This window comes from Micromonospora sp. NPDC050417 (assembly GCF_044458865.1).
Lineage (GTDB): Bacteria > Actinomycetota > Actinomycetes > Mycobacteriales > Micromonosporaceae > Micromonospora_G.
The window spans coordinates 190,511-215,191 of sequence record NZ_JBITIH010000007.1 but is presented as its reverse complement, the minus strand read 5'-3'; the positions used below and the strand labels follow the sequence as shown (position 1 = coordinate 215,191).

General features: G+C 70.3%; 25 protein-coding genes. 7 read left to right on the top strand and 18 right to left on the bottom strand.

Annotated elements, in window-relative coordinates:
* Positions 1–74: 74 nt before the first annotated feature.
* From ACIBF5_RS12050 to ACIBF5_RS12020, 7 genes are read right to left on the bottom strand one after another with little or no spacing between them, the layout of a single operon-like run.
* Complete coding sequence (locus ACIBF5_RS12050) at positions 75–1,070, bottom strand: Lrp/AsnC family transcriptional regulator (protein ID WP_396810749.1); 996 nt, start codon at positions 1,068–1,070, stop codon at positions 75–77.
* Positions 1,060–1,905, bottom strand: coding sequence for an alpha/beta fold hydrolase (locus ACIBF5_RS12045; RefSeq protein ID WP_396810747.1), 846 nt, complete (start codon positions 1,903–1,905; stop codon positions 1,060–1,062). The genes ACIBF5_RS12050 and ACIBF5_RS12045 overlap by 11 nt, the downstream gene beginning before the upstream one ends.
* A 58-nt stretch (positions 1,906–1,963) precedes the next feature.
* On the bottom strand, positions 1,964–3,130 hold the full coding sequence (locus ACIBF5_RS12040) for a M24 family metallopeptidase (protein ID WP_396810745.1): 1,167 nt from the start codon (positions 3,128–3,130) through the stop codon (positions 1,964–1,966).
* A gap of 5 nt (positions 3,131–3,135) precedes the next feature.
* Positions 3,136–4,029: an ABC transporter permease gene (locus ACIBF5_RS12035; RefSeq protein WP_396810743.1), complete on the bottom strand. Its 894-nt coding sequence runs from the start codon at positions 4,027–4,029 to the stop codon at positions 3,136–3,138.
* Positions 4,026–4,991 (bottom strand): ABC transporter permease, encoded by a 966-nt coding sequence (locus ACIBF5_RS12030; RefSeq protein ID WP_121153924.1) that lies wholly within the window; start codon positions 4,989–4,991, stop codon positions 4,026–4,028. The genes ACIBF5_RS12035 and ACIBF5_RS12030 overlap by 4 nt, the downstream gene beginning before the upstream one ends.
* A gap of 5 nt (positions 4,992–4,996) precedes the next feature.
* Entirely contained in the window at positions 4,997–6,580 is a 1,584-nt protein-coding gene (locus ACIBF5_RS12025) for an ABC transporter substrate-binding protein (protein WP_396810741.1), read from the bottom strand.
* Positions 6,581–7,789 (bottom strand): dipeptidase, encoded by a 1,209-nt coding sequence (locus tag ACIBF5_RS12020; RefSeq protein WP_396810739.1) that lies wholly within the window; start codon positions 7,787–7,789, stop codon positions 6,581–6,583.
* Positions 7,790–8,037: 248 nt separating this feature from the next.
* Here ACIBF5_RS12020 and ACIBF5_RS12015 point away from each other — a divergent pair, with 248 nt between their 5' ends.
* From ACIBF5_RS12015 to ACIBF5_RS12005, 3 genes are all read left to right on the top strand, one after another.
* Positions 8,038–9,039, top strand: a complete 1,002-nt coding sequence (locus ACIBF5_RS12015) for an ABC transporter ATP-binding protein (RefSeq protein WP_396810737.1) — start codon at positions 8,038–8,040, stop codon at positions 9,037–9,039.
* Positions 9,020–10,030: an ABC transporter ATP-binding protein gene (locus tag ACIBF5_RS12010; protein ID WP_396810735.1), complete on the top strand. Its 1,011-nt coding sequence runs from the start codon at positions 9,020–9,022 to the stop codon at positions 10,028–10,030. The genes ACIBF5_RS12015 and ACIBF5_RS12010 overlap by 20 nt, the downstream gene beginning before the upstream one ends.
* Before the next feature lie 214 nt (positions 10,031–10,244).
* The gene (locus ACIBF5_RS12005) at positions 10,245–11,606 is read left to right on the top strand and encodes an FAD-dependent oxidoreductase (protein ID WP_396810733.1); all 1,362 of its coding nucleotides are present in this window, start codon (positions 10,245–10,247) and stop codon (positions 11,604–11,606) included.
* A 160-nt stretch (positions 11,607–11,766) separates the two neighbouring features.
* Here ACIBF5_RS12005 and sodN read toward each other — a convergent pair whose 3' ends face one another.
* From sodN to ACIBF5_RS11990, 3 genes are all read right to left on the bottom strand, one after another.
* A complete protein-coding gene (gene sodN, locus ACIBF5_RS12000; RefSeq protein ID WP_396810731.1) occupies positions 11,767–12,171 on the bottom strand; it encodes a superoxide dismutase, Ni in 405 nt (134 codons plus the stop codon).
* Between the two features lie 146 nt (positions 12,172–12,317).
* Complete coding sequence (locus ACIBF5_RS11995; RefSeq protein ID WP_396810729.1) at positions 12,318–13,814, bottom strand: sensor histidine kinase; 1,497 nt, start codon at positions 13,812–13,814, stop codon at positions 12,318–12,320.
* A complete protein-coding gene (locus ACIBF5_RS11990) occupies positions 13,792–14,538 on the bottom strand; it encodes a response regulator transcription factor (protein ID WP_396810727.1) in 747 nt (248 codons plus the stop codon). The genes ACIBF5_RS11995 and ACIBF5_RS11990 overlap by 23 nt, the downstream gene beginning before the upstream one ends.
* Positions 14,539–14,731: 193 nt before the next feature.
* On the opposite strand from ACIBF5_RS11990, the gene ACIBF5_RS11985 reads away from it, so the two are divergent.
* A complete protein-coding gene (locus tag ACIBF5_RS11985) occupies positions 14,732–15,706 on the top strand; it encodes an FAD:protein FMN transferase (protein ID WP_396810725.1) in 975 nt (324 codons plus the stop codon).
* Here the strand turns inward: ACIBF5_RS11985 and ACIBF5_RS11980 are convergent.
* Entirely contained in the window at positions 15,638–16,429 is a 792-nt protein-coding gene (locus ACIBF5_RS11980; protein ID WP_396810723.1) for a putative protein N(5)-glutamine methyltransferase, read from the bottom strand. The genes ACIBF5_RS11985 and ACIBF5_RS11980 overlap by 69 nt on opposite strands.
* A 274-nt stretch (positions 16,430–16,703) precedes the next feature.
* On the opposite strand from ACIBF5_RS11980, the gene ACIBF5_RS11975 reads away from it, so the two are divergent.
* Positions 16,704–17,690 (top strand): acetylxylan esterase, encoded by a 987-nt coding sequence (locus tag ACIBF5_RS11975; RefSeq protein WP_396810721.1) that lies wholly within the window; start codon positions 16,704–16,706, stop codon positions 17,688–17,690.
* Positions 17,691–17,747: 57 nt separating this feature from the next.
* Here the strand turns inward: ACIBF5_RS11975 and ACIBF5_RS11970 are convergent, their stop codons facing one another.
* Positions 17,748–17,987: a discoidin domain-containing protein gene (locus tag ACIBF5_RS11970; RefSeq protein ID WP_396810854.1), complete on the bottom strand. Its 240-nt coding sequence runs from the start codon at positions 17,985–17,987 to the stop codon at positions 17,748–17,750.
* Between the two features lie 2 nt (positions 17,988–17,989).
* The gene (locus ACIBF5_RS11965; RefSeq protein WP_396810719.1) at positions 17,990–18,331 is read right to left on the bottom strand and encodes a hypothetical protein; all 342 of its coding nucleotides are present in this window, start codon (positions 18,329–18,331) and stop codon (positions 17,990–17,992) included.
* 264 nt (positions 18,332–18,595) lie between these two features.
* Between ACIBF5_RS11965 and ACIBF5_RS11960 the strand changes: the two genes are divergently transcribed.
* Together ACIBF5_RS11960 and ACIBF5_RS11955 are read left to right on the top strand one after the other, a co-directional pair.
* Positions 18,596–19,240, top strand: coding sequence for a hypothetical protein (locus tag ACIBF5_RS11960; protein WP_396810717.1), 645 nt, complete (start codon positions 18,596–18,598; stop codon positions 19,238–19,240).
* 26 nt (positions 19,241–19,266) lie between these two features.
* Positions 19,267–20,259 carry a phosphotransferase family protein gene (locus ACIBF5_RS11955; protein ID WP_396810716.1) on the top strand — a complete coding sequence of 331 codons (993 nt, stop codon included), beginning with the start codon at positions 19,267–19,269 and terminating at the stop codon, positions 20,257–20,259.
* An 84-nt stretch (positions 20,260–20,343) separates the two neighbouring features.
* Here the strand turns inward: ACIBF5_RS11955 and ACIBF5_RS11950 are convergent, their stop codons facing one another.
* The 5 genes from ACIBF5_RS11950 to ACIBF5_RS11930 all read right to left on the bottom strand — a co-directional run bounded on the left by ACIBF5_RS11950 (position 20,344) and on the right by ACIBF5_RS11930 (position 24,608).
* A complete protein-coding gene (locus ACIBF5_RS11950) occupies positions 20,344–21,966 on the bottom strand; it encodes an amidase family protein (protein ID WP_396810714.1) in 1,623 nt (540 codons plus the stop codon).
* Positions 21,967–22,158: 192 nt separating this feature from the next.
* On the bottom strand, positions 22,159–22,344 hold the full coding sequence (locus ACIBF5_RS11945; RefSeq protein ID WP_396810712.1) for a hypothetical protein: 186 nt from the start codon (positions 22,342–22,344) through the stop codon (positions 22,159–22,161).
* A gap of 9 nt (positions 22,345–22,353) precedes the next feature.
* Positions 22,354–22,899 (bottom strand): GNAT family N-acetyltransferase, encoded by a 546-nt coding sequence (locus ACIBF5_RS11940; RefSeq protein ID WP_396810710.1) that lies wholly within the window; start codon positions 22,897–22,899, stop codon positions 22,354–22,356.
* Positions 22,896–23,951 (bottom strand): zinc-dependent alcohol dehydrogenase family protein, encoded by a 1,056-nt coding sequence (locus ACIBF5_RS11935; protein WP_396810708.1) that lies wholly within the window; start codon positions 23,949–23,951, stop codon positions 22,896–22,898. The genes ACIBF5_RS11940 and ACIBF5_RS11935 overlap by 4 nt, the downstream gene beginning before the upstream one ends.
* A gap of 48 nt (positions 23,952–23,999) precedes the next feature.
* Positions 24,000–24,608, bottom strand: a complete 609-nt coding sequence (locus tag ACIBF5_RS11930; protein ID WP_396810706.1) for a hypothetical protein — start codon at positions 24,606–24,608, stop codon at positions 24,000–24,002.
* Between the last annotated feature and the right edge of the window lie 73 nt (positions 24,609–24,681).

The following is a 24,681-nucleotide window of genomic DNA, read 5'->3' as shown; positions in this document are numbered from 1 at the left end:
GGCCCGCGACGCGACCAGCGACGATCCCGTACGGCAACCGGGCCGCTACCGCCGATCGGTCGGGCGGGTGACCGTCACTGTGGAGCGGTCTCGATGCTCCCCCGCCACCAGGGCGTCTCGACGAAGCCACGGCGCAGGACGAGCAGCACCACGCTGGCGGTCCAGCCCTGCACCCCCTCCAGCCGACCCAGGGTGTTCGTGGTGAACTCGAAGAGGTCCTGGGTGGTCGGCAGGATCAGCTCGCACATCAGTGCGTTGTTGCTCAGCATCGCCGCGACGTACCGCACCCCTCGATAGGCGGAGAGGGTGCGGGCCACCGAGTCGAGGAACGGCGGGGCCACGGTGATGTTGAGGACGATCTCCGACTCGAACCCCAGTGCCGGTGCCGGGACCAGGGTGGTGACGATGATGCAACCACGGCCGAGCAGTGCCTCGAACCGTCGCCGTACGGTGCTCTCGTTGAGCCCGACCTCGGTGGCGACGGTCCGGAAGCTGGACCGACCGTCCTCGCGCATCAGGTCGATGATCTGCCGGTCGACCGCGTCGAAGTGACTCGGATCGCACTGGTGCGCCTCGGTCACCTCTTCCGGCGGTGCGTCGCTGAGCAGTTGCCGGCTCCAGTCGTGCGACACCTTGTACACGTGCAGCGTCAGGTCGGTGTCGCAGCGCTGCACGCCCTTGATCGCCAGGATCCGCTCGACGATCCGGGCCTGCAACGACTCCTCCCGCCGCAGGTTCAACTCGGCCAGGATGTCGTACGGGCCGGTCACCAGGCCAAGGAACCGCAGGTCGCTGTGGCGGACCAGTTCGGCGAGCACCTCCATCTGGGTGCCCGGCTCGCAGGTGATGCGGAGCACGAAGAGGTCCGCCGCACCGGCGTGGTTGTTTCCGGGGATGGCGGCGACCCGGACGACTCCCTCACGCAGCAGTTGCTGCCCGCGCCGGGCGACGGTCGCGACCGAGCTGCCGGAAAGTTCCGCGATCTCCGTCCAACTGGCCCGACCGTCGCTCTGCAACGCGGCGATGATCCGCCGGTCGAGGTCGTCGAGGTCGTCGGTGCTACTGCTCATCGGCGCCAATCTCGTGGAGGAAGTCTCGTACCACCTGCCGCCACCGCTGCGCCTCTTCGATCTGCGGCGAGTGGCCGGACTTCTCGAACACGACGAGCCTAGCGTCCGGGATCAGGGATGCAATTACCTCGCTGCTCGCCACGGGGGTGATCCAGTCGTCCCGGCCGACGGTCACCAGGGTCGGGCAGGTGATCCGGTGTAGCTGCGACTTGATGTCGTAGTTCGGCATGTTGACGGCGAAGGCGTAGTTGTGGGTCTGGTACCGGTACGGGGTCGCCTCCACCCGCTCGGCGACCTTCGCCGGGTCGTACACATGGTCGTAGAGGGGCAGGATCTCCTGCCAGCAGTCGCGCAGGTCGGCGTCGTCGCGGGTCCGCCCGGTGTTGATCCGGTCGAGTTTCTCAAGGTCGATGGTGACCCGGGTGGAGGTCTCCGCGTTGTGCCGGGCCGCCTTGTCGTTCTCGTGGTCGGCCGAGGTGTCCCGGAGCACGAGGGCGCGCACCCGCTCGGGGTGGCGGATGGCGTACTCCATCGAGATGAAGCCGCCGTACGAGCCGCCGGCCATCACGAACCGTTCGACCCCGGCCCACTCGCGCAGACCATCCACATCGGCCACCCACTGCTCATGGCTGAACGGCGGCTGTCCCTCGCTGATCCCGGAGCCCCGGGCGTCGAAGACGATCACGCGGAAGGTGTCCGCGAAGGGGCTGAAGGTGGCCCTCGGCTCGGCACGTGAGCCGAGACCGGGCGCCCCGTGGTGGGCGATCAGAACCGGGGCGTCGTCGGCGCCGAAGACCTCGACCTCGAGGTCGTTGCCGTTGATGGTGAGCCGCACAGTCTTTCCTTTCCTGCCGGGTGGTGGTGCGGGCCGAAGCTCCTGCCGGGGGTGCGGGCTAGAGCGCGATGACCACGTCGTCGAGACAGCGGGGGTACGCGGTGAACGACCGGGCCCCGTCGTCGGTGATCAGCATCGAGTCGGAGATGCGGTATCCCGCGTGTCCGGGGATGTAGATGCCGGGCTCGTTCGAGACGACCATGCCGCTCTCCAGCGGGGTGTCGTCACCGTCGGCGAGCCACGGCGGCTCGTGCATGCCCAGGCCGATGCCGTGCCCCTGCCGGTGCCGAAGGTATTCGGCGAGCCCGGCGTCGCGGATCACGTCCAGGCACCGGTCGTTCACGGCGGAGCAGGCCACGCCGGGACGCAACGCCTCACCGCCGACCTGTTGCGCCTGCCGGACCGCCTCGTAGTAGCGACGCTGGTCGGCGCTGGGCTCGCCGAGGATGAAGGTCCGCTCCCCCTCGACGAACCGGCCGCCGACCGCGCAGCCGAGGGAGAGCATGAAGGTGTCGCCGGGACGCAGCCGGTAGCCCGAGGGCAGCGCGTGGGGACGGGCGCTGTTCGGCCCGGCGTACACCAGTCCGCCGGCCAGTGGCGAGACCACCACCACGTCGGTGTGCTCGGCGTACATGGTGCGGGTGCCGACGGTGGTGATGTGGTCGGCGAGTTCGGCCTCGCTGGGCAGTTCGCCGCCGGCGGCGACCGCGTCGGCGATCAGGGTGCGGCCGGCGGCCAGCATCAGGTCGGTGATCCGGGCCGCCTCCGCGTGCAGCGCGATCTCCTCCGGCCGCTTGCGGAACCGTGCCCGGGTGACCAGATCGGTACGGACCAGGGTGGCGTCCGGGAAGGCCGCCGTCACCTGGGCCAGCCGGTCGACGCTCATGCTGCCGGCGTACCCGATCCGTCCGATGACCGGAGCGAGATAGCTGAACTGTGGTCGCAGGCCGGGAAACTCCGGGTACGCGACCAGTTCGGCGGCGCTGTGCTGCGCGGACGCGTGCTCGCGTTCCAGTTCGGGCAGGAGCAGCCGGGTGGTGCCGTCGACCGGGAGCAGCACCGCCACCGGCCGCTCGCCGGGGTGGTGGAAGAAGCCGGTCAGGTACGCGACGTCCTGCCGGTCGTCGGCGAGCATCGCGTCGAGGCCGTGGCGGGCCAGTTCGGCCCGCAGGTCGTCCTGGAGCGCCTGGTAGAAGAGGGGCGACAGCCGTTGGGTTTCCAGCATCGTTGCTAGTCCTCCCGGGTGCGGGGGTTGCGGGCGTCGTTGTAGGCGATCGAGATCAGGGTGGCCGAGACCACCAGGGCGAGCATGGCCAGCGAGGGGAAGAGCGTGGTCCACCAGGCGCTCGACATCGCGCCGGACTGCTGGGCCTCGTAGAGGATCCGCCCCCAAGACCAGCTGTTCGGGTCACCGAGGCCGAGGAAGGCCAGGCCGGCGGCGGAGAGTACGGCCCGGGAGGCGGTCAGCACCACCGACACCACGATCACCGGGGCGACGGCGGGCAGCAGGTGCTTGCGGATGATCCAGACGTGCGAGCCGCCGGTGAGCCGGGCCGCGTCCATGTACGGCAACCGGACCACAGACAGCGCCTGGGAGCGGACCACCCGGGTCACCTCGGGCCAGGAGAAGAACGCGATGACCAGGACGAGGGTGACCAGGCTCGGCCCGGCCAGCGCGGCGACCAGGATCATCAGCGGCAGCACCGGCAACGACAGGCAGAGGTCGACGATCGTGCCGATGACGGTGTCCGCCTTCGGGAAGTAGGCGCCGAGCACCGCGACCAGCACACCGATCACGATGGCGAGGGCGGAGGAGAGCGCGGCGATCACGATGCTGAGCCGGGCTCCCCAGACCACCTCGGCGAAGATGTCCCGACCGAGGTTGTCGGTGCCGAACCAGTGCGCCCCGGAGGGGCCCTGGAGCACCTCGTCGCCGTACCCGGACGGCGAGGCGGTGATCAGCGGTGCGCAGACGCCGACGACCACGAGCACGACCAGGATGCCGACGGAGAGGAGGCCGAGCGGGTTACGCCGGAAGGCGGCCCAGGTGGCGCGGGCGGCGGTGACCTGGTCCGCGGCGACGGTTTCCAGTGGGCCGGCTCCAGCGGTGGCTGCCGCGGTCATGCTGTCCTCACTCTCGGGTCGAGCAGTCCGTAGGCCAGGTCGGTCAGTACGTTGGCGACCACGACGGTGGCGGCCAGCAACACGAACGCGCCCTGCAGGACCGGGAAGTCGAGCTGGGTCACGGCCTCGTAGATACCCCGACCGATGCCGGGATAGGCGAAGACGGTCTCGGTCAACACCGCTCCGCCGACCAGGAAGCCGAGTTGCAGCCCCACCAGGGTGGTGGTGGGAAGCAACGCGTTGCGCAGCCCGTGTTTCCAGACCACCTTGCGGTTGGGCAGTCCCTTGGCGCGGGCGAGCACGCAGTAGTCCTCGCCGAGGGAGTCGATCAGGGTGGAACGCAGGGTCAGCACGTACGAGCCGAGCTGGACCAGGACCAGGCTGAAGCAGGGCAGGACGAGGTGCAGGGCGACGTCGCCGTACCAGGCGGGGCCGTAGACCCCGGGGCTGTACGCGCCGCCGATCGGCAGCCAGTGCAGTTGCAGTCCGAAGACGAAGAGCAGGAAGATGCCGACGCTGGGGACGAAGAGCGACTGGCCGGTGACGCCGCCGACCTGGACGAGTCGGTCCAGGAAGCCGCGGGGGCGGGTCGCCGCCAGCACCCCCAGGGGGATGCCGACGGCGACCGTCACCACCAGCGACGAGATGGTCAGCAGCAGGGTCCACGGCAGGCGTTGCAGGAGCACGTCGGTGACCGAGATCTGCTGGGTGAAGGAGATCCCCAGGTTGCCGTGGAGCAACTGCCACAGGTACTTGCCGTACTGGGTGAGCAGCGGCTGGTCCAGACCGTACTGGTGCAGCAGGATCTGGCGCGCTTCCGGAGTCATGTTCGGGCTGGCGACGGCCAGCGCGGGGTCACCGGGCAGCAGTCGGAGCAGGAGGAAGGTGACCGTGGCGGCGAACCAGAGGGTCAGCACTCCCCTACCCAGTCTGCGAATCGCGAATCGAACAACCTGGGGCATCGGCGTCAGCTCTTCGTCACGTTGGCCAGCGACTGCGGATCCACCACGGAGAGCAGCTCACTGGGCTTGATCACGAATCCGCTCCACTTGTCGCTGTGCGCGAAGTAGAGGTTCTGCATGTACATCACGTTGTCGTACACGTTGTCGTGGACCAGCTTGGCGGCCTGCTGGGCGAGCGAGCGCTGCTCGGCCTTGTCGGTGCTCGCCTGTGCCTTGGTGATCAGGGCGTTCAGTGCCGGGTCGTCGACCAGGGAGTAGTTGATCGCACCGCCGGGCAGGTAGGTCAGCGCCATGTTGGTGGTCGGGTCGTCCATGATGGCGAAATTGCCGGCGTAGATGTCGTACTCGCCCGCGGCCGTCTTGGCCAGGTAGGTGTTGCGGTCCATGCCCTGCAGGTTGATGGTGATGCCGGCCTTGGCCGCGTCGTCCTTGACGATGGTCGCCCACTGCGCGGTCACCGCGTCCTGCAACGAGTAGATCATCGACAGCGAGAGCGTCCTGCCCGCACCGTAGCCCGCCTCGGCGAGCAGTTGCTTCGACAGGTTGGGGTCGAAGGCGTACTCGGTCAGGGACGGGTCGACGAACTCCTTGAGCACCGGCGGGATCGGGCTGGAGCCGGTGCTGACCGCCTGGCCCTGGAGCACGACGGTACGGATCGCGTTGTAGTCCACCGCGTGGGCGAGGGCCTGACGCACCTTCAGGTTCTCCAACGGCTTGCGCTTCATGTTGTACGTCATGTGCGCGTACCCGAGGCCGGGCACCTGTTCGACCTTGACCCCACTGACCGCCTGGAGGTTCTTCACCTGGGCCGGTGGCAGCGCGTTGGCGATCAGGTCCACGTCGCCGTTCTTCAGCGCCAGGATCTCGGTGTTGATGTCCGGGTAGACCCGGTACACGATCCTCGCCACGGTCGGGGTGCCGTTCGGCGCGAACGGGTACGGGGTGACCCGTTCCAGGGTGTAGTTCTGCCCCTTGGCGAAGCTGGTCAGCTTGTACGGGCCGGCGCTGACCCAGTTGCTGTTGTTGGGGAAGTTCGCCACGCTGCCGGCGGGTTCGAAGACGTGCTGCGGGACCACGTTCATCCAGAACCCGGCCTCGCTGACCACGGTCGAGTCCGGGGCCTTGAGCTTCAGTTCGACCCGGGTCGGCGACGGCGCCGAAGCGGAGTCGACGTTGACGAGTTGGCCGTACGTGGTGTTGCCGGCCGGCTTGTCCTTGAGGATCGCGTTGATCGTGTACGCGACGTCGGCGGCGGTGACCGGCTTGCCGTCGCTCCATCTCATGTCGTCGCGCAGTTCGTAGTAGCCGGTGGTCGGGTTGGTGTAACCGAACGACTCGGCCAGGTAGGGCTGCTTGGCGCCGTTGGCGTCGATGGTCAGCAGCCGGGGGTACATCAGGCTGGTGATCCAGTTGTCGGTTCGGCTGTTGCCGACCAGCGGGTTGAAGTTGACCACGTCGGTGGTGGTGGCGATGGTGAGTGTCGTGTCGCTGCCGCCGGCCGTCTTGGACGGGGCGGAGGGGCCGCAGGCGGCGACCGTGGTCGCGGCGGCGAAGGCGGCGACCGCGACGAGTGATAGACGGGCACGCATCTAGACCCAGACCTCCTCGAGGACACGGATGGTGTTACCCCCGACGACCTTGCGGATCTCGTCGTCCGAGTAGTCGTGGCTGACCAGCCATCCGATGATGTTGTAGAAGCACTCGGCCGGGTTCTCCAGGCCGTCGACGTACTCCACCTTCGGGTGCTCCACGTGGCCGTGTGCCTGCGAGATGGACAGGTTGTTCGAGAACGCGTTGTGCAGTCCGACGTGGTCACCGAAGAGGGTGTCCGGACCGAAGGTCACGTGGTCGATGCCGATCTTGTCGACCAGGTGGGTGAAGTGGTCCATCACCGATTCGAGCGAGTGGTTCGGGTGCGCCTCGGAGAGGGTGGTGTGCGGTGCCGCCTCGATGCCGATCACGCCACCGCGCTCGGCGCACGCCTTGATCAGGGCGTCCGGCTTCATCCGGTTGGTCGGCCAGACCTCGCGGGATCCGCAGTGGGTGATCAGGACCGGCTTCTTGGAGTAGGTGATGACGTCGAGCGCGGTGCGGTCACCGGAGTGGGAGATGTCGATGGCGAAGCCGAGCTTGTTCATCCGCTCCACGGCCCGTTCGCCGAAGTACGTCAGCCCGCCGTCGCCGCGCTCCTTGAGCCCGCTGCCGAGGTAGTTGGCCTCGGAGTAGGCGATGCCGATCTGCCGTACGCCGAAGCCGTAGAGCACGTCGAGCCGGTCCACCTCGTTCTCGATCGGGGTCGCCGCCTCCAGTGCGAAAACGTGGGCGAGCCGGCCGGTCTCGTGGGCGTGGTGGATGTCCTTGAGCGACTCCGCCTTGATCACGTAGTCCTGGTGGGCCAGGTCGGCCATGCGTACGCCGAGGTCGAAGAGGACGTCCTGGTACTTCCAGCCGGCGTCGCTGGAGATGCAGCAGGTGCCGTCCATGCCGTTGTCGAAGACCGCGGTCATGCCGGAACGGGCCAGGCCCTGGTAGCCGGTGGGTTCGCGCCCCTGCCGGATGTGTTCGCGGAGCTGCCCCATGTCCTCCGGGAAGACCTGGACGTGGTCGTGCAGGGAGATCACGATTTCGTCGGTGAGTAGCCGTACGGTCCGTTCCCGCTGGCTGTCCGACAGCTCCAGCCCCTGGTAGGCGGGGACCCGACTGATCTGTTCGGCGTACTTGAAGATCCTGTAGTCCTTGCCCGGCTCCAGGTAGTCATACGCGGTGTAGCCGGTGTATCGCTTTGCGCTGTCAAGCATCAAAGCTCCTCTCTTCGTGACGCCGAGTCGCAGACCATTGGTGACACTCGGTGTCCTTGCACTGCCTGATGGGTGGAGACGCGATCCGGTCGCCGCGCCGGGCGGAAAATCCGCGACCGGGGCGACCCATGCAAGGCTTGCAATAATCCGGCACTGAAGTCAAGATGCAAAAGAAGAACAGGCACTGCAAGTGCTTGCTAAGCGAGCTACGGGCAGAAGCGTCCGGATGATTTACCGGGAGGAAACAGATGCGTCACCCGCCCGACGCCGCGTTGCACGTACGCGGCCTCTCGGTAACGTTCGGCACCCGCCGTGGCCCCGTACCCGCCGTAGTCGACGTCGACGTGGACGTCGCCCGTGGTGAACTCGTCGCCCTGCTCGGCGAATCCGGCTCCGGCAAGTCCGCCGCGGCCCGCGCGATGATGGGCCTCTCCGCCGCCAACGCCACCGTCACCGCCGACGCGCTCCGCCTCGGCGAAACCGACCTGCTCAGCCTCCCCGACCGGCAACACCGGGAGATCCTCGGCAACCGGATGAGCATGGTCTTCCAGGACGCGCTCTCCGCGCTCAACCCGGTGCTCTCCATCGGTGACCAGCTCGGTGAGCTGTTCCGCACCCACCGGGGGTCCTCCCGCCGACAGGCCCGTGCCGCCGCGATCGACCTGCTCGGCCAGGTCGGCATCCCGGCCCCGACGAACCGGGTCGACGACTACCCGCACCAGTTTTCCGGCGGCATGCGGCAACGCATCCTGATCGCGATGGCGATCGCGCTCGAACCCGAACTCGTCATCGCCGACGAACCGACCACCGCGCTCGACGTGACCGTGCAGGCGCAGATCCTCGAACTCCTCGACAAGCTGCGCCGAGACCTGAACATGGCCGTCCTGCTGATCACCCACGACCTGGGGGTCGTCTCCGAGGTCGCCGACCGGGTCATGGTGATGTACGCCGGCCGGGTGGTGGAGGCGGGCAGCGCCGACGACCTGCTCAGCCGGCCGTCCCACCCCTACACCGAGGCGCTGCTGCGGTCGGTCCCGGCAGCCGAACACCGTGGCCGGGAGCTGTACGCCATCCCCGGCAGTCCACCCAGCCCGGCCCACCAGCCCGGTGGCTGCCCGTTCCACCCCCGCTGCGCGATGGTCGTCGGGCGCTGCCGGACCGAACGCCCCGCGCTCACCGTCGTCTCCGCCGGCCGCAGCGCGGCCTGCCATCGCAGCGAGGAGGTACGCCATGTCGCCGTCCCCGGGTGACCTGGTGCTCGACGCCCGGGATCTGCACAAGACCTTCGCCACCGGCCGGTCCGGCCTGCGCAGGTCACGGGTCAGCGCGGTCGACGGCGTCAGCCTGCGCCTGCACGCCGGTGAGTCGCTCGGCATCGTCGGCGAGTCCGGCTGCGGCAAGTCGACCCTCGCCCGGATGCTGGTGGGGCTGGAACGACCCGACTCCGGCAGCATCGAGATCCACGGTCGGGACGTCACCCGGGTACGGGGCCGCGACCGGAGGCTGCTGCGCGGGCAGGTGCAGATGGTCTTCCAGGATCCGTACACCTCGCTCGATCCTCGGATGAGCGTGCGCGAACTGATCGGCGAGCCGCTCACCGTGCACAAACGGGTGACCGGCAAGGCCGCCCTCACCGACCGGGTCGCCGAACTGCTCGGCCTGGTCAACCTGGCGCCCGAGCTGATGCACCGCTTTCCGCACCAGTTTTCCGGCGGGCAACGCCAGCGCATCGGCATCGCCCGCGCGCTCGCCCTCGACCCCGAGGTGCTGGTCTGCGACGAACCGGTCTCCGCCCTGGACATGTCGGTCCAGGCCCAGGTGGTCAACCTGCTTCGCGACCTGCAGAAACGCATGAACATCGCGCTGCTGTTCATCGCGCACGACCTGTCCGTGGTCCGGCACGTCTCGGACCGGACCGCGGTGATGTACCTCGGTCGGCTCGCCGAGGTCGGTGACACCCCGACCGTGTACGACCAGCCGGCCCATCCGTACACCCAGGCGCTGCTCTCGGCAGCGCCGGTGGTCGACCGGGGCCGACGTCGGCTGGCCGACCGGATCATGCTGATCGGGGATCCGCCCAGCCCGGCCGACCCGCCCACTGGCTGCCGGTTCCACACCCGCTGCCGGTTCGCCCAGGATCGGTGCACCGCGGAGCAGCCGGTCGCCCGGCGGCTGGAGGACGCCTCGGACCGAACGGTGGCCTGCCACTTCGCCGAGCAGGCCCAGGCGGCGGTCGGCTGACCCCGCCCCGGACGCTCACCGCCGGCCGGCCGGTCCTCCTCAGCGGCCGGGCCGGCGGTGCACCACCGCGCAGCGGTCGCAGCGCGGGCCGGATCCCCGGTCGTGTGACCACCATCGCTGGATCTTGGTATTGACCTGAAGCCGGGTTGAGGTTCTAGCGTTTCCTTGTGCGGCCGGCTGCCGCCAGTGCCGCGAAGGAGCAAGGGAACAACTTATGGATCGTCCTGTGCGGGTCGCCGTCGTCGGTGCCGGGCCGGCTGGCATCTACGCCGCCGACATTCTCACCAGGGCCGCCGCAGCGGCGACGGTGGATATCTTCGATCGGCTGCCGACGCCCTATGGTCTGATCCGGTACGGCGTCGCACCTGACCACCCCCGGATCAAGGAGATCGTCACCGCACTGCATCAGGTGCTGGACGATCCACGGATCCGGTTCATCGGCAACGTCGACTACGGCGTGGACGTGAAGCCGGAGGAACTCGACCCGTTCTACGACGCGGTCGTGATCGCCACCGGTGCCGACCGGGACCGCGACCTGGACATCCCGGGGATCGACCTGCCCGGCAGCTTCGGCGCCGCAGACTTCGTCTCGTGGTACGACGGGCACCCCGACGCCCCACGCGACTGGCCGTTGACCGCCTCGAAGGTGGCCGTCATCGGCGCGGGGAACGTCGCGGTGGACGTCGCCCGGATACTGGCGAAGACCGCCGACGAACTGCTGGAGACCGAGATCCCGGAGAACGTCTACCAGCCGCTGCGGACCAGTCCGGTGACCGACGTGCACGTGTTCTCCCGGCGCGGCCCGGGCCAGGTCAAGTTCACCCCGCAGGAACTCCGGGAACTCGACGAGTCGCCGAACGTCGAGGTCGTCGTCCATCCCGAGGGCATCGAATTCGACGACGCGAGCCTGGCGACGATACGTGCCCGGCGGACGGTCAAGATGTGCGTCGACATCCTGCAGAACTGGGCGGCGCGCGAGCCTCGCGGCGGGGCCCGGCGCCTGCACCTGCACTTCCTGCAGGCACCGGTGGCGGTTCTGGGTACGGACCGGGTGACGCACCTGCGTACCGAGACGCAGCAACTGACCGGCGACGGCTGGGTACGCGGCACGGGCGAGTTCACCGACTGGGACGTGCAGGCGGTCTACCGGGCGATCGGCTACCTCGGCCGTCCGATCGCCGACCTGCCGTTCGACCCGACGACCGGGACCATTCCGCACGCCGATGGTCGGGTGCTGGACCTCGACGGGAACCACATCCCCGGACGGTACGTGACCGGCTGGATCAAGCGTGGCCCGGTCGGTCTGATCGGCCACACCAAGAAGGACGCGAACGAGACGATCACCAACCTCCTGGCCGACCTGCGGAGCCTGCCGCCTGCCGTCCACGGCGACCCCGCCGACGTGCTCACCTACCTTGCCCGGCGCGGCCTCGAATACACCACCTGGGCGGGCTGGCAGCGGCTGGACCGACACGAGATCAACCTCGGCCGCCCGCACGGCCGCAAGCGGGTCAAGGTCGTACCGCGCGACGAGATGGTCGCCATCGGCAACGGGGCGGACGCCTCGTTGCCCTGATGGTCGCGCCGGGGCGGCATGAGCCGTCCACCCGCGCGACGTCACGACCCTGCATGTCCATGAAGGAACTGACCGAGGATACGGCCCGCCCCTTCGGGGTTGGCCCGTTCGGGCGGGGTGTACGGAACCGGGTGGCAGGCTGCCACCCGGTTCCGGCGGTTCAGCTCTGCTTGGTCTCCCAGAAGATCTTCGAAATCTCCTCGATCTTGCCGAGGAGCCGCTCCGCGACGGCCGGGTCCACGGAACCCTTCGCGCCGCCGGCACCGGCCAGCTTGGTGGCCTCGTTGAAGAGGCCGTGCAACTGCGGGTACTTCTCGAAGTGCGGGGCCTTGAAGTAGTCGGTCCACAGTACCCAGAGGTGGTGCTTGACCAGCTCGGCCCGCTGCTCCTTGATGATCAGCGACCGGGTACGGAACTCCGGATCGTCGCTGGCCTGGTACTTCTCGGCGATCGCCTTGATCGACTCAGCTTCGATGCGGGCCTGCGCCGGGTCATAGACGCCGCAGGGCAGGTCGCAGTGCGCGCTCACGACGAGGCGCGGGCGCAGGAAACGTGGCAGGTGCATCAGATTCCTTCCGAGAACAGCGATGAGGTGACCGCCACGGCACCGAGCCGTAGCTTGATCCAGAACGGGACGGTAAAACCTCAACCGCACTTCATGTCAAGTTCCGCTGCCGTCGGCCCTCCGGCCAGGGCGATCCGGTGGGTCACCTATGTGTCCGCTGCGAGTCGAGGCAGTCGGACGGTCAGCGCGGTCTGCCCCGGACGGCTGCTCAGGGTGACCGTGCCCCGGTGTGCCTCGACCACCGCGGCGACGATCGCGAGTCCCAGCCCGGTGCTGCCCACGGCCCGCGAGCGTGAACTGTCGCCACGGGCGAAGCGTTCGAAGACCTCGCCCTGCAACGCCTCCGGGATGCCGGGCCCGTCGTCGCGTACGGTGAGCGCCACCCCGTCCGGTCCGACCTCGGTCAGGCTGGTGGTGACGGTGGTACCGGGCGGGGTGTGCGTACGCGCGTTGGTCAGCAGGTTCGCCAGGATCTGGTGCAGCCGGGCCGGGTCACCGCCGACACAGACCGCCTGTTCGGGCAGATCGAGCCGCCAGCGGTGGTCCGGCCCGGCGACGTGGGCGTCGCTGACCGCGTCGACCGCGAGCGCACTGAGGTCGACCGGTTCGACGGCGAGCGGGCGCCCCGCGTCGAGCCGGGCGAGCAGCAGCAGGTCGTCGACGAGGGCCGTCATCCGCGTCCCCTCCGACTCGATCCGGCGCAGTGCGTGGGCGATGTCCGGTGGCACCGGGTCCCGACCCCGCCGGGTCAGTTCGGCGTAACCCCGGATCGCGGCGAGCGGCGTACGCAGTTCGTGGCTGGCGTCGGCGACGAACTGGCGTACCCGGGTCTCACTGGCCTGGCGGGCGGCGAGCGCGGCGCCGACGTGGCCGAGCATCCGGTTGAGCGCCGCCCCGACCTGTCCCACCTCGGTACGTTGATCGGTGTCCCCGGCCGGAACCCGGACGGCGAGCGCCACCTCACCCCGGTCCAACGGCAGTTCGGCGACCCGCCCGGCGGTCGCCGCGACGCGACGCAGCGGACGCAGCGCGGCCCGTACGATCAGCGCCCCGGCGGAGCCGGCGAGCAGCAGGCCACCGGCGCCGATCCCCACCGACATGCCGATCATCTGCCAGACCGTCTGCTCCAGTTCGGTCAGCGGCAGGCCGGTGACCACCACGTCGCCGTCCGGCATCTGTCGGGCGATCAACCGGTAGTCACCCAACTCGCCCAGAGCGCGGGTACGGGCCCGACCGTCGGTCGGAAGGCTGGCCAGGGTGGCGTGCTGCGCCGCCGGTACGGATTCCGGTGCGGCGCTGGTGTCGGCCGGGAGGGTGGCCGCCCACTCGAACTCCCCGTCCACGATCCGGGCGGTGAGGGTGCCGATCGGCTGCCCACGTTGGAACGGATTGCCCGAGCCCGGTACGACGCCGGGGGGCGGCCCGCCGTTCGGTGGCCCGCCGGCCCGGCCGGCGACCGTGCCGAGTTGCTGGTCGAGCTGGCGGATCAGCGAGTGACGCATCGCGATCGTGGTGGCCGTACCGACCAGGACACAGACGACGGCGAGCAGTGCGACGACCGCGGCGACCAGCCGCGCCCGCAGCGACCAGCCGGTCAGCCAGCGGTGCAAAAGTGTGGGGTCAGCCGGCGGGTTTGAGAACATAACCCGCCCCGCGCAGCGTGTGGATCATCGGCTCCCGGCCGGCGTCGATCTTCTTGCGGAGGTAGGAGATGTAGAGCTCGACGATGTTGGCCTGGCCGCCGAAGTCGTAGTTCCAGACCCGGTCCAGGATCTGCGCCTTGCTCAGCACCCGGCGCGGATTGCGCATCAGATAGCGCAGCAGGTCGAACTCGGTGCTGGTGAGCGAGATCGGGTGACCGGCCCGGTGCACCTCGTGGCTCTCCTCGTCGAGGGTCAGGTCACCGACCACCAGCACGGCGTCCGGCTCGGTGGCGATGCCGACGCCGGCCCGGCGCATCAGGCCGCGCAACCGGGCGACGACCTCCTCCAGGCTGAACGGTTTGGTCACGTAGTCGTCGCCGCCCGCGGTCAGGCCCGCGATCCGGTCCTCGACCGAGTCCCGTGCGGTGAGGAAGAGCACCGGCATCGCCGGGGCGTGTCCGCGCAGCCGGCGCAACACCTCCAGGCCGTCCAGGTCGGGGAGCATGACGTCGAGCACCACCGCGTCCGGCTGGAAGCGCTTCGCCTGCCGGACCGCGCCCATGCCGGTGTCCGCGCTGCGTACCTCCCAGCCCTCGTAACGCAGCGCCATGCAGAGCAGGTCGGTCAGGACCGTCTCGTCGTCCACCACCAGCACTCGGACCGGCTCGCCGTCCGGGCGCCGCAGTTCCACCTGCCGACCGCTGGCGCGCGTGTCCGTCGTCATCCGACCATGTTGCGGTCAGTAGCTGTGTCGCACCTCGGCGTTACCTGTGTGCTGGCTGTGTGCGCCTCCCCTTCCGGCGCGCGGCCGAGGCGGGACCGGGCCGATCACACAGGGGACACACAGGTACGACCTACCACCTGCTCAGCCAGGCCGACGACGGTGGCGGGGTGATTCATCGAGACCGGGAGGCATCATGGTGGAAGCACGCTGGTCGGATCGGGGGACCGAGGTACGGGTGGTGGTGGCCGGAAGCGGGACGCCCCGAGCCGCCCGCCACCTGGTCACGGCGGAACTAGCCGGGCTGGACCGGGCCTGCGGCTCCCGGTGGGGTGGCAGTGAGCTGTCCCAGGTGCAACGGGCGGTCGGCCGACCGATACCGGTAGGCCCACGACTCGCCGAACTTGTCGGCGCCGCCCTGACCGCCGCCGAACTGACCGGCGGCGACGTCGACCCAACCGTGGGCACCGCCCTGCTCCGGCCGGCCCCGACCGTCGACGGAGGGCTGCCGGTCTGCGGCTCGACCCCGCGGCCGGCGGCGCAACCGGACGGGTGGCGGCGGGTGCTGCTCGGTGACGGGTGGCTTGCCGTACCGGCAGCCCTCCTGCTCGACCTGCGGGCCACCGCGCGGGCGGCGACCGCCCGGCGGTGCGCGGACCTGCTCGCGGCGCGCGGCGACGGCGGCGCGCTGGTCGCCCTCGGCGGTTGTGTCGCCACCGCCGGCCCGACACCGCCGGGTGGCTGGCGGGTGCCGCTCGACGGTCTCGTGCTCCAGCTTCCCGGCGGGGCGCTCGCCACCACCCGCGCGGCGGGTCGCGGCCCGGCCGGGCCGATCGTCGACCCCCGTACCGGGCGCCCACCGGCACCGGTGTGGCGACGGGTCACGGTCGCAGCCGCCGACCCGGTGGTCGCGAAGGCGCTGAGCGTCGCCGCGTTCATCCGCGGGGTCGAGGCGACCCGGTGGCTCGCCGGGTTCGGCGTCGCCGCCCGGCTGGTCGCACCGGACGGCACCGAACGTACGGTCGGTGCCGGCCCGCTGACCAGCCCGGCCCGCACGGCGACGACCCGCCCCGGGCCGGCACCGGAACGGGCCGGCACCCGGTCAGCGGCGGCCGAGGACGACCGTCGCCTGCAACTCCTCGTCGCGGGCGACGGCCGGATCGAGTCCTGACCCGGCGAGCACGTCGAGCGCCGCCGCCACCTGGTCACCGCTGGTTTCCAGCAGCAGGTGGCCGCCCGGGGCGAGCCAGTCCCGGGCGTCGGCGGCGACCCGGCGCAGCACGTCGAGCCCGTCGGCGCCACCGTCGAGCGCCACCAGCGGTTCGTGGATCCGCGCCTCCGGCGGCAGCAGGTCGACCGCCGCGCTGGGTACGTACGGCACGTTCGCCACCAGCACGTCCACCCGCTCGCGCAGTTCGGGCGGCAGTGGTGCGTACAGGTCCCCCAGGTGGACGTGGCCGCCGTACGGGGCGAGGTTGCGCCGGGCGCAGCGCACGGCCGCCGGCTCGATGTCGGCGGCGTGCACCGTGGGACGGTCGACCCGGGTGGCGACCGCCAGCCCCAGCGCGCCGGAGCCGCAGGCAACATCGACGATGGTCGCGCCGTGCGGGGCGAGCGCCACGGCCCGGTCGACGAGGAGCGCGGTGCGGCGGCGCGGGACGAAGACCCCCGGGTCGACCAGGACCCGCAGGCCGCAGAAGTCCACCCACCCGACGATGTGTTCGAGGGGCAGCCCGGCGACCCGCCGTTCGACCATCTCGCCGAGTGCGGTCGGGCTGGTCGCCGCCTCGACCAGCAACCGTGCCTCGGCCTCGGCGAAGACACAGCCGGCGGCCCGGAGGCGGTTGACAATGGCGGCCCGGCTCAGTGCCGGGGTGGAGCGGGATGTGGACATGTGTGACCCTTCGGGACGCCTCTGGGCGCTCCCGCGGTTACCGACCCTCGACCTCGGTCAGGGCAGCCATGGCGCCGCGTGGTGGGAGCACCCGCCGATCGTGACGAGAATCGAACCCACCTCCTCGGGCAGTGGCCAACTGAGGCCGGCAACGTTACCCCCCGACCCCGCCCCGAGGTGCCCGGGGGTCGGGACCGGGCCGGCGGGGACGAACGACCGGAGGGCGGTGGTAGATCATGTGGCGAACCGCCGCCCCCACGGAAGGGACCCCCTCATGTTCGTCGACTGGCCGTTGGACCAACTTCGCGACTATCTGCCGACCCGTACCGAGCCGGACGACTTCGACGACTTCTGGGCCGGGACGCTGGCGCAGGCCCGGGCCGCCGGCGGCACCGCGCGGTTCGAGCCGGTCGACGCCGGCCTGGCCACCGTACGGGTCTACGACGTCACCTTTCCCGGTTTCGCCGGGCAGCCCGTACGCGGGTGGTTCCTGCTGCCGCGCGACGCCGCCGGCCCACTCCCGTGCGTGGTGGAGTTTCTCGGGTACGGTCGCGGGCGCGGCCTGCCGCACGAATGGCTGACCTGGAGCTCCGCCGGCTACGCCCACCTGGTGATGGACACCCGGGGGCAGGGCAGCAACGGTTCGATGGTGGGCGCCACCCCGGACCCGGACCCGGCCGGCCTGCCGCAGACCCCGGGCTTCATGACCCGGGGCATCACCGATCCGCAGCACTACTACTACCGACGGGTGTTCACCGACGGGGTCCGGGCGGTCGACGCGGCCCGGTCACACCCGGCGGTCGACCCGGACCGGGTGGTGGTCGCCGGCATCAGCCAGGGCGGGGGCATCGCGATCGCCGTTTCCGGGCTGGTCGACGGGCTGGCTGGGGTGATGCCGGACGTACCGTTCCTCTGCCACCACCGGCGGGCGACCGAGATCACGAACGAGCAGCCGTACGCCGAACTGGTCACCTATCTGAAGACGCACCGGGAGAGCGTGGAGCAGGTTTTCGACACCCTCGGTTACTTCGACGGGGTCAACCTCGCCAGCCGGGCCAGCGCCCCGGCGCTCTTCTCAGTCGCGTTGATGGACGCGATCTGCCCACCGTCGACGGTCTTCGCCGCGTACAACCACTATGCCGGTACGGCGAAGGAGATCGCCGTCTGGCCGTACAACGGGCACGAGGGCGGTGCCGCCTTCCAACAGCGCCGCCAGTTCGACTGGCTGCGTGACCGCCTCGGCGGCGCCGCCACGGCCTGAGTGTGTGGAGGGGCCCCTTGTTATACAGAAAGCGATAACAAGGGGCCCTTCCTTACATCAGTTGGGGTAGACCTCCAGTTCGAAGATCCGGGCGGCGGTGTCGCTGTCGTTGGTCGGGGTGAGCACGTTCAACCGGACGTACCGGGCGGTGACCGGGGTGAACGTGTGTGTGGTGACGTTCGCGGTGTTGCCGCGTACGGTCGCCACCGTGCTCCAGGCGGTGCCGTTCGTACTGACCTGGAGATCGAAGTCGCGGGTGTTCCACGGGTTCCAGTTCGGCAGCCCGCTGATCCACATGTTCACCGTGTTGACGTTGCCGTCGCGGTAGTTGTAGTACTGGTTGGTGTTGGAGTTGCAGACCCGGCCGCCGGTGCCGGTGCCGACCCGTCCGGGTGCTGGGAGAAGGAGTCCATCAGCACCTTGCGCCGGTAGTGCCAGAAGTGGTTGTTCCGGGGCGCCGGGTTGGCGAAGTTCTCCGAGTAGAGCAGGTTCCAGGCCACCTGGGCGTTGGCGTCCGCCGGTGCCGCCGGGTCCGGCGCGGCCAGCGCACCACCGGGTACGAACGAGGTGAACGCGACGATGCCGGCGGTGACCGCGGCGACGGCTCGCCGACGGCCGACACCGCCGTTGGTGTGACGCATGATGGATGACGACCCTTCACTCGACGGGTAAAGAGCGACCTGATCTGTCGGGTGACCGTGGATGACGCGCCGATCGCCATCCGATAATTCGAGTTACTCGAATTATCGAGCAATTTCAATCACCTATCGGAAATGCTCACGCTCGCACCGACTTCAGTCCATGCGACCCGTTGTCGGGCCGACGCACGGGATACCTGAGTGGATCTCCGCACGGGGGCTGGGCCATGATGGGCGCCGGTTGTCCCGACAGGTGAGGAAGTCGACGTGAGCGCAGGAACTGTCGTCCAGACCCCGGACGGAAGCCCGGTCACCCTCGGCGAGATCGGCCAGCGGGTGCTGTTGGTCAACCCCCGGGTACGCGTCTGGGACGTCGCACTCGCCCCGGGCGAGTCCCAGCCCTGGCACCTGCACCACAACCCGTACGTGGTGCTCTGCCTGGAAACCTCGCCGTGCCGGATGGACTGGCTCGACGGCAGCCCGCCCCGGTTCCTCTCCGAGCGGGTCGGCGGCGTGGTGTACCGGCCGGTCTCCCCGGTGCACATGCTCACCAACCACGGGGACGCGCACTACCGCAACCGGATCGTCGAGCTGCTCGACCTCGGCGAGGAGGCGTCCGGCGTACCCGATCCCACTCTCCCGCCCGCCGAGCCCACCACCGACGGCCTCGACCCGGAGCTGGTCTTCGCCGACGACGACGTACGCGTCTGGGGCGTGGAGGTGGCGCCGGGCGCCCGCCACGAGTGGCGGGCCGGCAACCTTCCCGTGGTCGTCGTCGGCCTCACCGACCCGGACCGGGACGGGGTGCACTACCTCGCCCCGGGTGGGCGCCACGTCCTCGCCGCCGACGGTCCGACCCCGCACTCGTTCCGCCTGGTCGAGCTGGCCTACCTCGGCAGCGGGCCGTCCTGAACCCGGCCCGGCGGTAGGGTGGCCGAATGCTCACCCCTCCCGGCGACATCTCCGAGGATGTGCTCGTGGCGGCGCTGCACCGGGCCTGGGGGCTGACCGTCGCCTCGTTGACGTACCGGCCGGTCGGTTGGGGAAGCCACCACTGGGAGGTCGTCGACACCGGGGGCGGGCGATGGTTCCTCTCCCTGGACGAGCTGGAGATCAAACGACACTCCCGAACCGAATCGCTGGACGGGGCGTTCGGGCGGCTACGCGCCGCGCTCGATGCCGCCCGCGCGCTCCGCCAGCAGGGTACGTCGATCGTGGTGGCTCCCGTATCCACCAGTGACAACGAGTCGCTGACCCGGTTGTCCGAGCGGTTCAGTTTGGCGCTCTATCCCCATGTGGACGGAGAGAGCTTCGCGTGGGGCGACTACTCGGCACCGGGACACCGGGCGGCCCTGCTGGATCTCGTCGTCGCGGTGCACGCGGCCCCGGAGGCGGTCCGCGGACACGCCATGGCCGACGACTTCGCCGTACCGCACCGGGACGAACTGGAGGCGGGACTTCGCTCCGGCGACGACGTCGAGGACTGTGGCCCGTACGCCCGGCCCAGCGCGACGTTGGTCGCCGCGCACGCATCGCCGCTGCGCCGGCTCCTCGGGCACTACGACGACCTGGTCGTCGCCGCGCGGGCGCAGCCGTCACGGGCCGTGCTGACCCACGGGGAGCCACATTCGGGCAACAGCATGCTGACCGCCGAGGGCTGGCGACTGATCGACTGGGAAACCGCCCTGCTCGCGCCGCCGGAACGCGACCTGTGGAATCTCGACCCCGGTGACGGCTCGATCCTGCGGGCCTACGCCGAGGCGACGGGCGTGACAGCACTACCCCGGATGCTTGAGTTGTACCGCATCCGTTGGGACATCACGGACCTCGCGGTCGACGTCGACCGCTTCCGCCGCCCGCACAGCGGTAACGCCGACGACAAGCAGTCGTGGGAACTCCTGAACCGCCTGGTCGCTCACCTGAGCACCTGACGCGACGAGCCCGCCCCCTCGGTCATACCGAGGGAGCGGGCTCGTGTCGGTCCTGGCCACGGCTCAGCCGAACCGGTGACGCCGTCAGGGGGCGCAACTCGCGTCACGGCGCTCCAGCGAACTGCACCGGAACAGTGACTGGTTCACCTGCGACGGCGGCTGCCACTTCCGCGACGCCTGCTCGTAGTCGTACGCGAGGGAGAGCAGGGACGCCTCGGTGTAGGCGGTGCCGAGGAAGGACATGCCGACCGGACGGCCGTTCGCCGGGTCGTAGCCGATCGGCACCGCGACCGACGGGTACTGGGCGCGGGCGCCGATCCCCGCCGAGCCGCTGCCGACGAAGACGATCGCGTCCAGGGTCTGCGCCCGCAGCACCGAGTCGATCCGGTCCCGCGCGGCGGCGATGCCGGTGTCCCGGTTGGTCTCGTACGCCGCCTTCGCCACCGGGTCGGTCAGGTCGATCTCGTTCGAGGTGACAAGTTGGGTCTGGCCGAACTTGATGGTCCCCTCGGCCGCGTGTGCCAGGTTGTACCGGACCACATCGTCCAGGGTGTCCATCGGCGCGCTGCGCGGCAACCGGGCCAGGTAGGCGTTCAGGTCCCGCTTGAACTCGTAGTCCAGGATGCCCGGCGGCAGCCCGCCGGTGCTGACGGTGACCGGTACGACGGTGGCGCCCCGCGCCCGGAGCACGTCGAGCGCCTCGTTGAAGACGACCCCCTGGTTGCCGGTCGGGGTGCTGGCGACCCCGATCCGCTTGCCCGCGAGGGCAGTGGTGGACAGCGCCCGGGTGTAGTCGGTGCCGACCACACCACTGCTGGTGGCGGTGATCGGATCCTCCGGGTCGATCCCGGTGAGCGCGGTGAGCAGCGCGGCGGCGTCGTACACCGAACGGGTCATCGGCCCGGCGGTGTCCTGGCTGGCGGCGATCGGGACCACGCCGGTCCGGCTCACCAGGCCGACCGTCGGCTTCACCCCGACCAGCGAGTTCGCCGCCGACGGGCTGAGGATCGACCCGGAGGTCTCGGTGCCGATGGTGACCGAGGCGAGCGCGGCGGCGGCGGCCGATCCCGAGCCGGAGCTGGAGCCGCTCGGGGTCTGGCTCACGTCGTACGGGTTGAGCACCTGCCCGCCGAGTCCGCTGTAACCCGACGGCATCCCGTTGGTGGTGAAGTTGGCGAACTCGGTCAGGTTGGTCTTGCCGAGGATGATCGCGCCGGCCGCGCGCAGCCGGGTGACGAGGAAGGCGTCCTTGCCCGGGTACGATTCGGCGAGGGCGAGCGCACCGGCGGTGGTGGGCAAACCTCTGACGTCGATGTTGTCCTTGACCAGGACCGGAATGCCGTGCATCGGGCCACGGGCACGGCCCTTGCGACGGTCGGCGTCGGCCTGGCGGGCCTGCTCGACGGAGTCCCGGGTCAACACCCGGACCGCGTTCAACCCCGGGCCGTTGCTGTTGAGCGCCCGGATCCGCTCCAGGTACGCCTCCACCAGTTCCTCGGACGTGACCCGCCGGGCGTCGAGTGCCTGCCGCAGTTGCGGGATGCTGGCGCGCTCCAGGTCGATCGGGAACGGCCGGTGCCGGCCGGTCGCCTCCGTCGGCGCCCCGACGGAGGCGACGACGAGCGCTGCCGCGGCGGCGAGTACGGCGGTGAGCAGGACGAGCCGGGACGCGTGTCGCGGCCGGAATAGCGCAACGGTGTGACGCACCTGTACGACCCTTCGATGAGGCCGCGCCCGGTCGAAGGCCGGGCGCGAAGTGGATCCGGACGGTGTCGATCTAGGAAGAGAACACGGTCCCGCTGTTGTGGCCGTGCGACACCGAGATTGCCATCCGGTAAACGATTTCGCTTGCCCGTACCCGGTTCCCGGTCAGTCCACTTCGGACCTGCCATGGGTCCACTAACGAGCAGAAGTCGGCCTGCGCACCATGAACACGTCAACCGGGCCCTCGGTCTCAGGAACGAATCCGTGCCGCTCGTCGTACCGCCCGAGCCGCTCCAGATCCGGCCGGAGCACCACGGCCCGCAACTCGGCCAGCACCTCGACGTCGGCCGCCGAAGCGGGTCGAAGCTCCCAGTCCGCCATGATCGCAGACTACTTCGCCCGGCTCGCCCCGCTCCCGCCCAGGTCAGGGCGGTCAGCGCGCAGCCGGCGTTCGTAGCAGAGCGACAGCTCCGAGCCCACGTAGCTGCCGAACGCCTCGATCGGGTGGTAACCCTCGCGCTGATAGAAGCGCTGGGCGTCCGGCTGGGCGGTGCCCGTCTCCAACCGGAGGGTGCTCCAGCCCCGGTCCGTCGCGGCCGACTCCAACGCCCGGAGCAGGGCCGTCGCCACCCCGGTTCCACGCGCGTCCGGAACGACGTACATCCGCTTGATCTCCGCCGAGTGCCGGGACAGTTCGCGCAGCGCCCCACAGCCGAGCGGCCGGGTGGTGGCGACGACGAGGGCGACGACGAAGACCGCGATGTCGGACTCGGACGGGGGTGTTCCGGGCTCGTGTTCGTCGGTGCCGTAGCGGGCGTCCAGTTCGGCGCGCTGGCGGGCCCGCAGGTCCCGACCTGCCGGGTCGTCCCAGGGCCGGGTCTCGACGCGCCACGGTCGCGTTACCTCGCCGTGAGCGGGTCGGTCCGGACGGTTCACGGCACGACGAGGGTGATGCCGGCGGTGCCGGGCCGGTCCATGGTCGCCAGCGCCTCCGGCGCCTCGTCCAGGGTCAGTGTCCGGGTCACCAGGCGACCGGGGTCCAGCACCCCGCCGGTGATCAGACCGAGCAGCGCCGGGTACGCGTGCGCCGCCATGCCGTGACTGCCGCGTACTTCCAGTTCGCCGGCGATCACCAGGTCCATCGGGAGCGCCGGCGCACCGAGCACCGCCGGCAGAAGGCCGACCTGGACGTGCCGGCCCTGTCGACGCAGACTCCGGATGCCGGCCACGCAGGTGTCGTGGCTGCCCAGCGCGTCCACCGAAAGGTGTGCGCCGCCACCGGTGAGGCCCCGTACCGCCTCGGCCACCCGGGCCGGACCGGTCAGGTTGGCGACGTTCACGGTAGCCGCCGCGCCGCACTCACGGGCCAGGGCGAGCGCCGACTCGGACACGTCGACCGCCACCACCCGGGCCCCGCTCGCGGCGGCGATCATCACAGCGGAGAGACCGACCCCACCGCAGCCGTAGACCGCCACCCACTCGCCGGCCGCCACCCGTCCCTGGCTGACCACGGCCCGGAAGGCGGTGGCGAACCGGCAGCCGAGCGCCGCCGCCACCGGATAGCCGACCTGGTCGGGCAGGGCCACCAGGTTCACCGCCGCGTGGTCGACAACCACGTACTGCGCGAACGACCCCCACTGGGTGAACCCGGGCTGGGTCTGGTGGGCGCAGATCTGCTGCTGTCCGGTGCGGCATTCGGCGCACCGGCCGCAGCCGTAGACAAAGGGTGCGGTCACCCGGTCGCCGACCCGTACGTCGGTCACCTGCGGGCCGACCTCGGCGACGACGCCGGCGAACTCGTGACCGGGCACGTGCGGCAACCGGACGTCCGGGTCGTGCCCCTGCCAGCCGTGCCAGTCACTGCGGCACAGGCCGGTCGCCTCGACCCGGACCACCACCCCGTCGACCGGCGTGCGCGGATCCGGCACCGTACGGATCTCGGGCCGGCTGCCGTACTCCTCGAAAACCACCGCTCGCACGGACGGCATCCTGTCACAGGACCCGGTCGGCCGGCATCCCGTCCGAGTGCGGATCGCTCAGGTCACGGGTGTGACGCTGGCCGGCGGCGTCAGGTCGCGTACGGTGCCGATCGTCGCACCGTCGGCGCCGATCAGCACGATCGCGTAACTGGCGGCAGTCGGCCCGCTCAACGCGTGCGGGACGAGGAACCAACCGCCGGTCACGGTCACCTCGGTCGGTGGCCCACCCCGGCTGATCCGGACCAGTGTGGCCGGCCAGGTGCCCACCGTACCGAAGACGATCTCGCTGTTGCGGTTGACCGTGACCTGGTCGTCGGTACCGCCGCAGCCGCCGAACCCACTGACCCAGCCGCCGTGGTCCTCAAGGTCGAGGTAGTAGCAGCGGGCTCTGAGGTGCCCACTCGCCACCGGGTCGGTCACCCAGAGGCTGATCCTGGTGCCGTTGGCGAGTTGGTCGCTTCCGGCGAGCAGGTGCTGGGTCGGCGCCGCCGACACCCCCTCCTTCTCCCGTACGCCGTCCGCGTACCGCTGGAACGCCTGGTCGACCCGGGTCTCCCGGTCCGGGGCGGGCTCCTCCCGCCCGCCACATCCGACCAGTCCCACCGCCGCGACCAGCAGCGCGGCCCCTGCTAATCGGGCCCGTCCGGCCACCCCGTGACTCGTCACGCCACACGCCTCCCCCGTTGTACGTCCGCCCAGCATGCCCGCAGGAGGCAACCGGACGCACGCCGCGGAGACC

Excerpts from the sequence above, each read along its gene's own strand:
- ACIBF5_RS12050 (WP_396810749.1), bottom strand. The coding sequence starts at position 1,070 with ATGAGCAGTAGCACCGACGACCTCGACGACCTCGACCGGCGGATCATC.
- ACIBF5_RS12040 (WP_396810745.1), bottom strand. The coding sequence starts at position 3,130 with ATGCTGGAAACCCAACGGCTGTCGCCCCTCTTCTACCAGGCGCTCCAG.
- ACIBF5_RS12035 (WP_396810743.1), bottom strand. The coding sequence starts at position 4,029 with ATGACCGCGGCAGCCACCGCTGGAGCCGGCCCACTGGAAACCGTCGCC.
- ACIBF5_RS12030 (WP_121153924.1), bottom strand. The coding sequence starts at position 4,991 with ATGCCCCAGGTTGTTCGATTCGCGATTCGCAGACTGGGTAGGGGAGTG.
- ACIBF5_RS12025 (WP_396810741.1), bottom strand. The coding sequence starts at position 6,580 with ATGCGTGCCCGTCTATCACTCGTCGCGGTCGCCGCCTTCGCCGCCGCG.
- ACIBF5_RS12020 (WP_396810739.1), bottom strand. The coding sequence starts at position 7,789 with ATGCTTGACAGCGCAAAGCGATACACCGGCTACACCGCGTATGACTAC.
- ACIBF5_RS12015 (WP_396810737.1), top strand. The coding sequence starts at position 8,038 with ATGCGTCACCCGCCCGACGCCGCGTTGCACGTACGCGGCCTCTCGGTA.
- ACIBF5_RS12010 (WP_396810735.1), top strand. The coding sequence starts at position 9,020 with ATGTCGCCGTCCCCGGGTGACCTGGTGCTCGACGCCCGGGATCTGCAC.
- ACIBF5_RS12005 (WP_396810733.1), top strand. The coding sequence starts at position 10,245 with ATGGATCGTCCTGTGCGGGTCGCCGTCGTCGGTGCCGGGCCGGCTGGC.
- sodN (WP_396810731.1), bottom strand. The coding sequence starts at position 12,171 with ATGCACCTGCCACGTTTCCTGCGCCCGCGCCTCGTCGTGAGCGCGCAC.
- ACIBF5_RS11995 (WP_396810729.1), bottom strand. The coding sequence starts at position 13,814 with ATGTTCTCAAACCCGCCGGCTGACCCCACACTTTTGCACCGCTGGCTG.
- ACIBF5_RS11990 (WP_396810727.1), bottom strand. The coding sequence starts at position 14,538 with ATGACGACGGACACGCGCGCCAGCGGTCGGCAGGTGGAACTGCGGCGC.
- ACIBF5_RS11985 (WP_396810725.1), top strand. The coding sequence starts at position 14,732 with ATGGTGGAAGCACGCTGGTCGGATCGGGGGACCGAGGTACGGGTGGTG.
- ACIBF5_RS11980 (WP_396810723.1), bottom strand. The coding sequence starts at position 16,429 with ATGTCCACATCCCGCTCCACCCCGGCACTGAGCCGGGCCGCCATTGTC.
- ACIBF5_RS11975 (WP_396810721.1), top strand. The coding sequence starts at position 16,704 with ATGTTCGTCGACTGGCCGTTGGACCAACTTCGCGACTATCTGCCGACC.
- ACIBF5_RS11970 (WP_396810854.1), bottom strand. The coding sequence starts at position 17,987 with ATGTGGATCAGCGGGCTGCCGAACTGGAACCCGTGGAACACCCGCGAC.
- ACIBF5_RS11965 (WP_396810719.1), bottom strand. The coding sequence starts at position 18,331 with ATGCGTCACACCAACGGCGGTGTCGGCCGTCGGCGAGCCGTCGCCGCG.
- ACIBF5_RS11955 (WP_396810716.1), top strand. The coding sequence starts at position 19,267 with ATGCTCACCCCTCCCGGCGACATCTCCGAGGATGTGCTCGTGGCGGCG.
- ACIBF5_RS11945 (WP_396810712.1), bottom strand. The coding sequence starts at position 22,344 with ATGGCGGACTGGGAGCTTCGACCCGCTTCGGCGGCCGACGTCGAGGTG.
- ACIBF5_RS11935 (WP_396810708.1), bottom strand. The coding sequence starts at position 23,951 with ATGCCGTCCGTGCGAGCGGTGGTTTTCGAGGAGTACGGCAGCCGGCCC.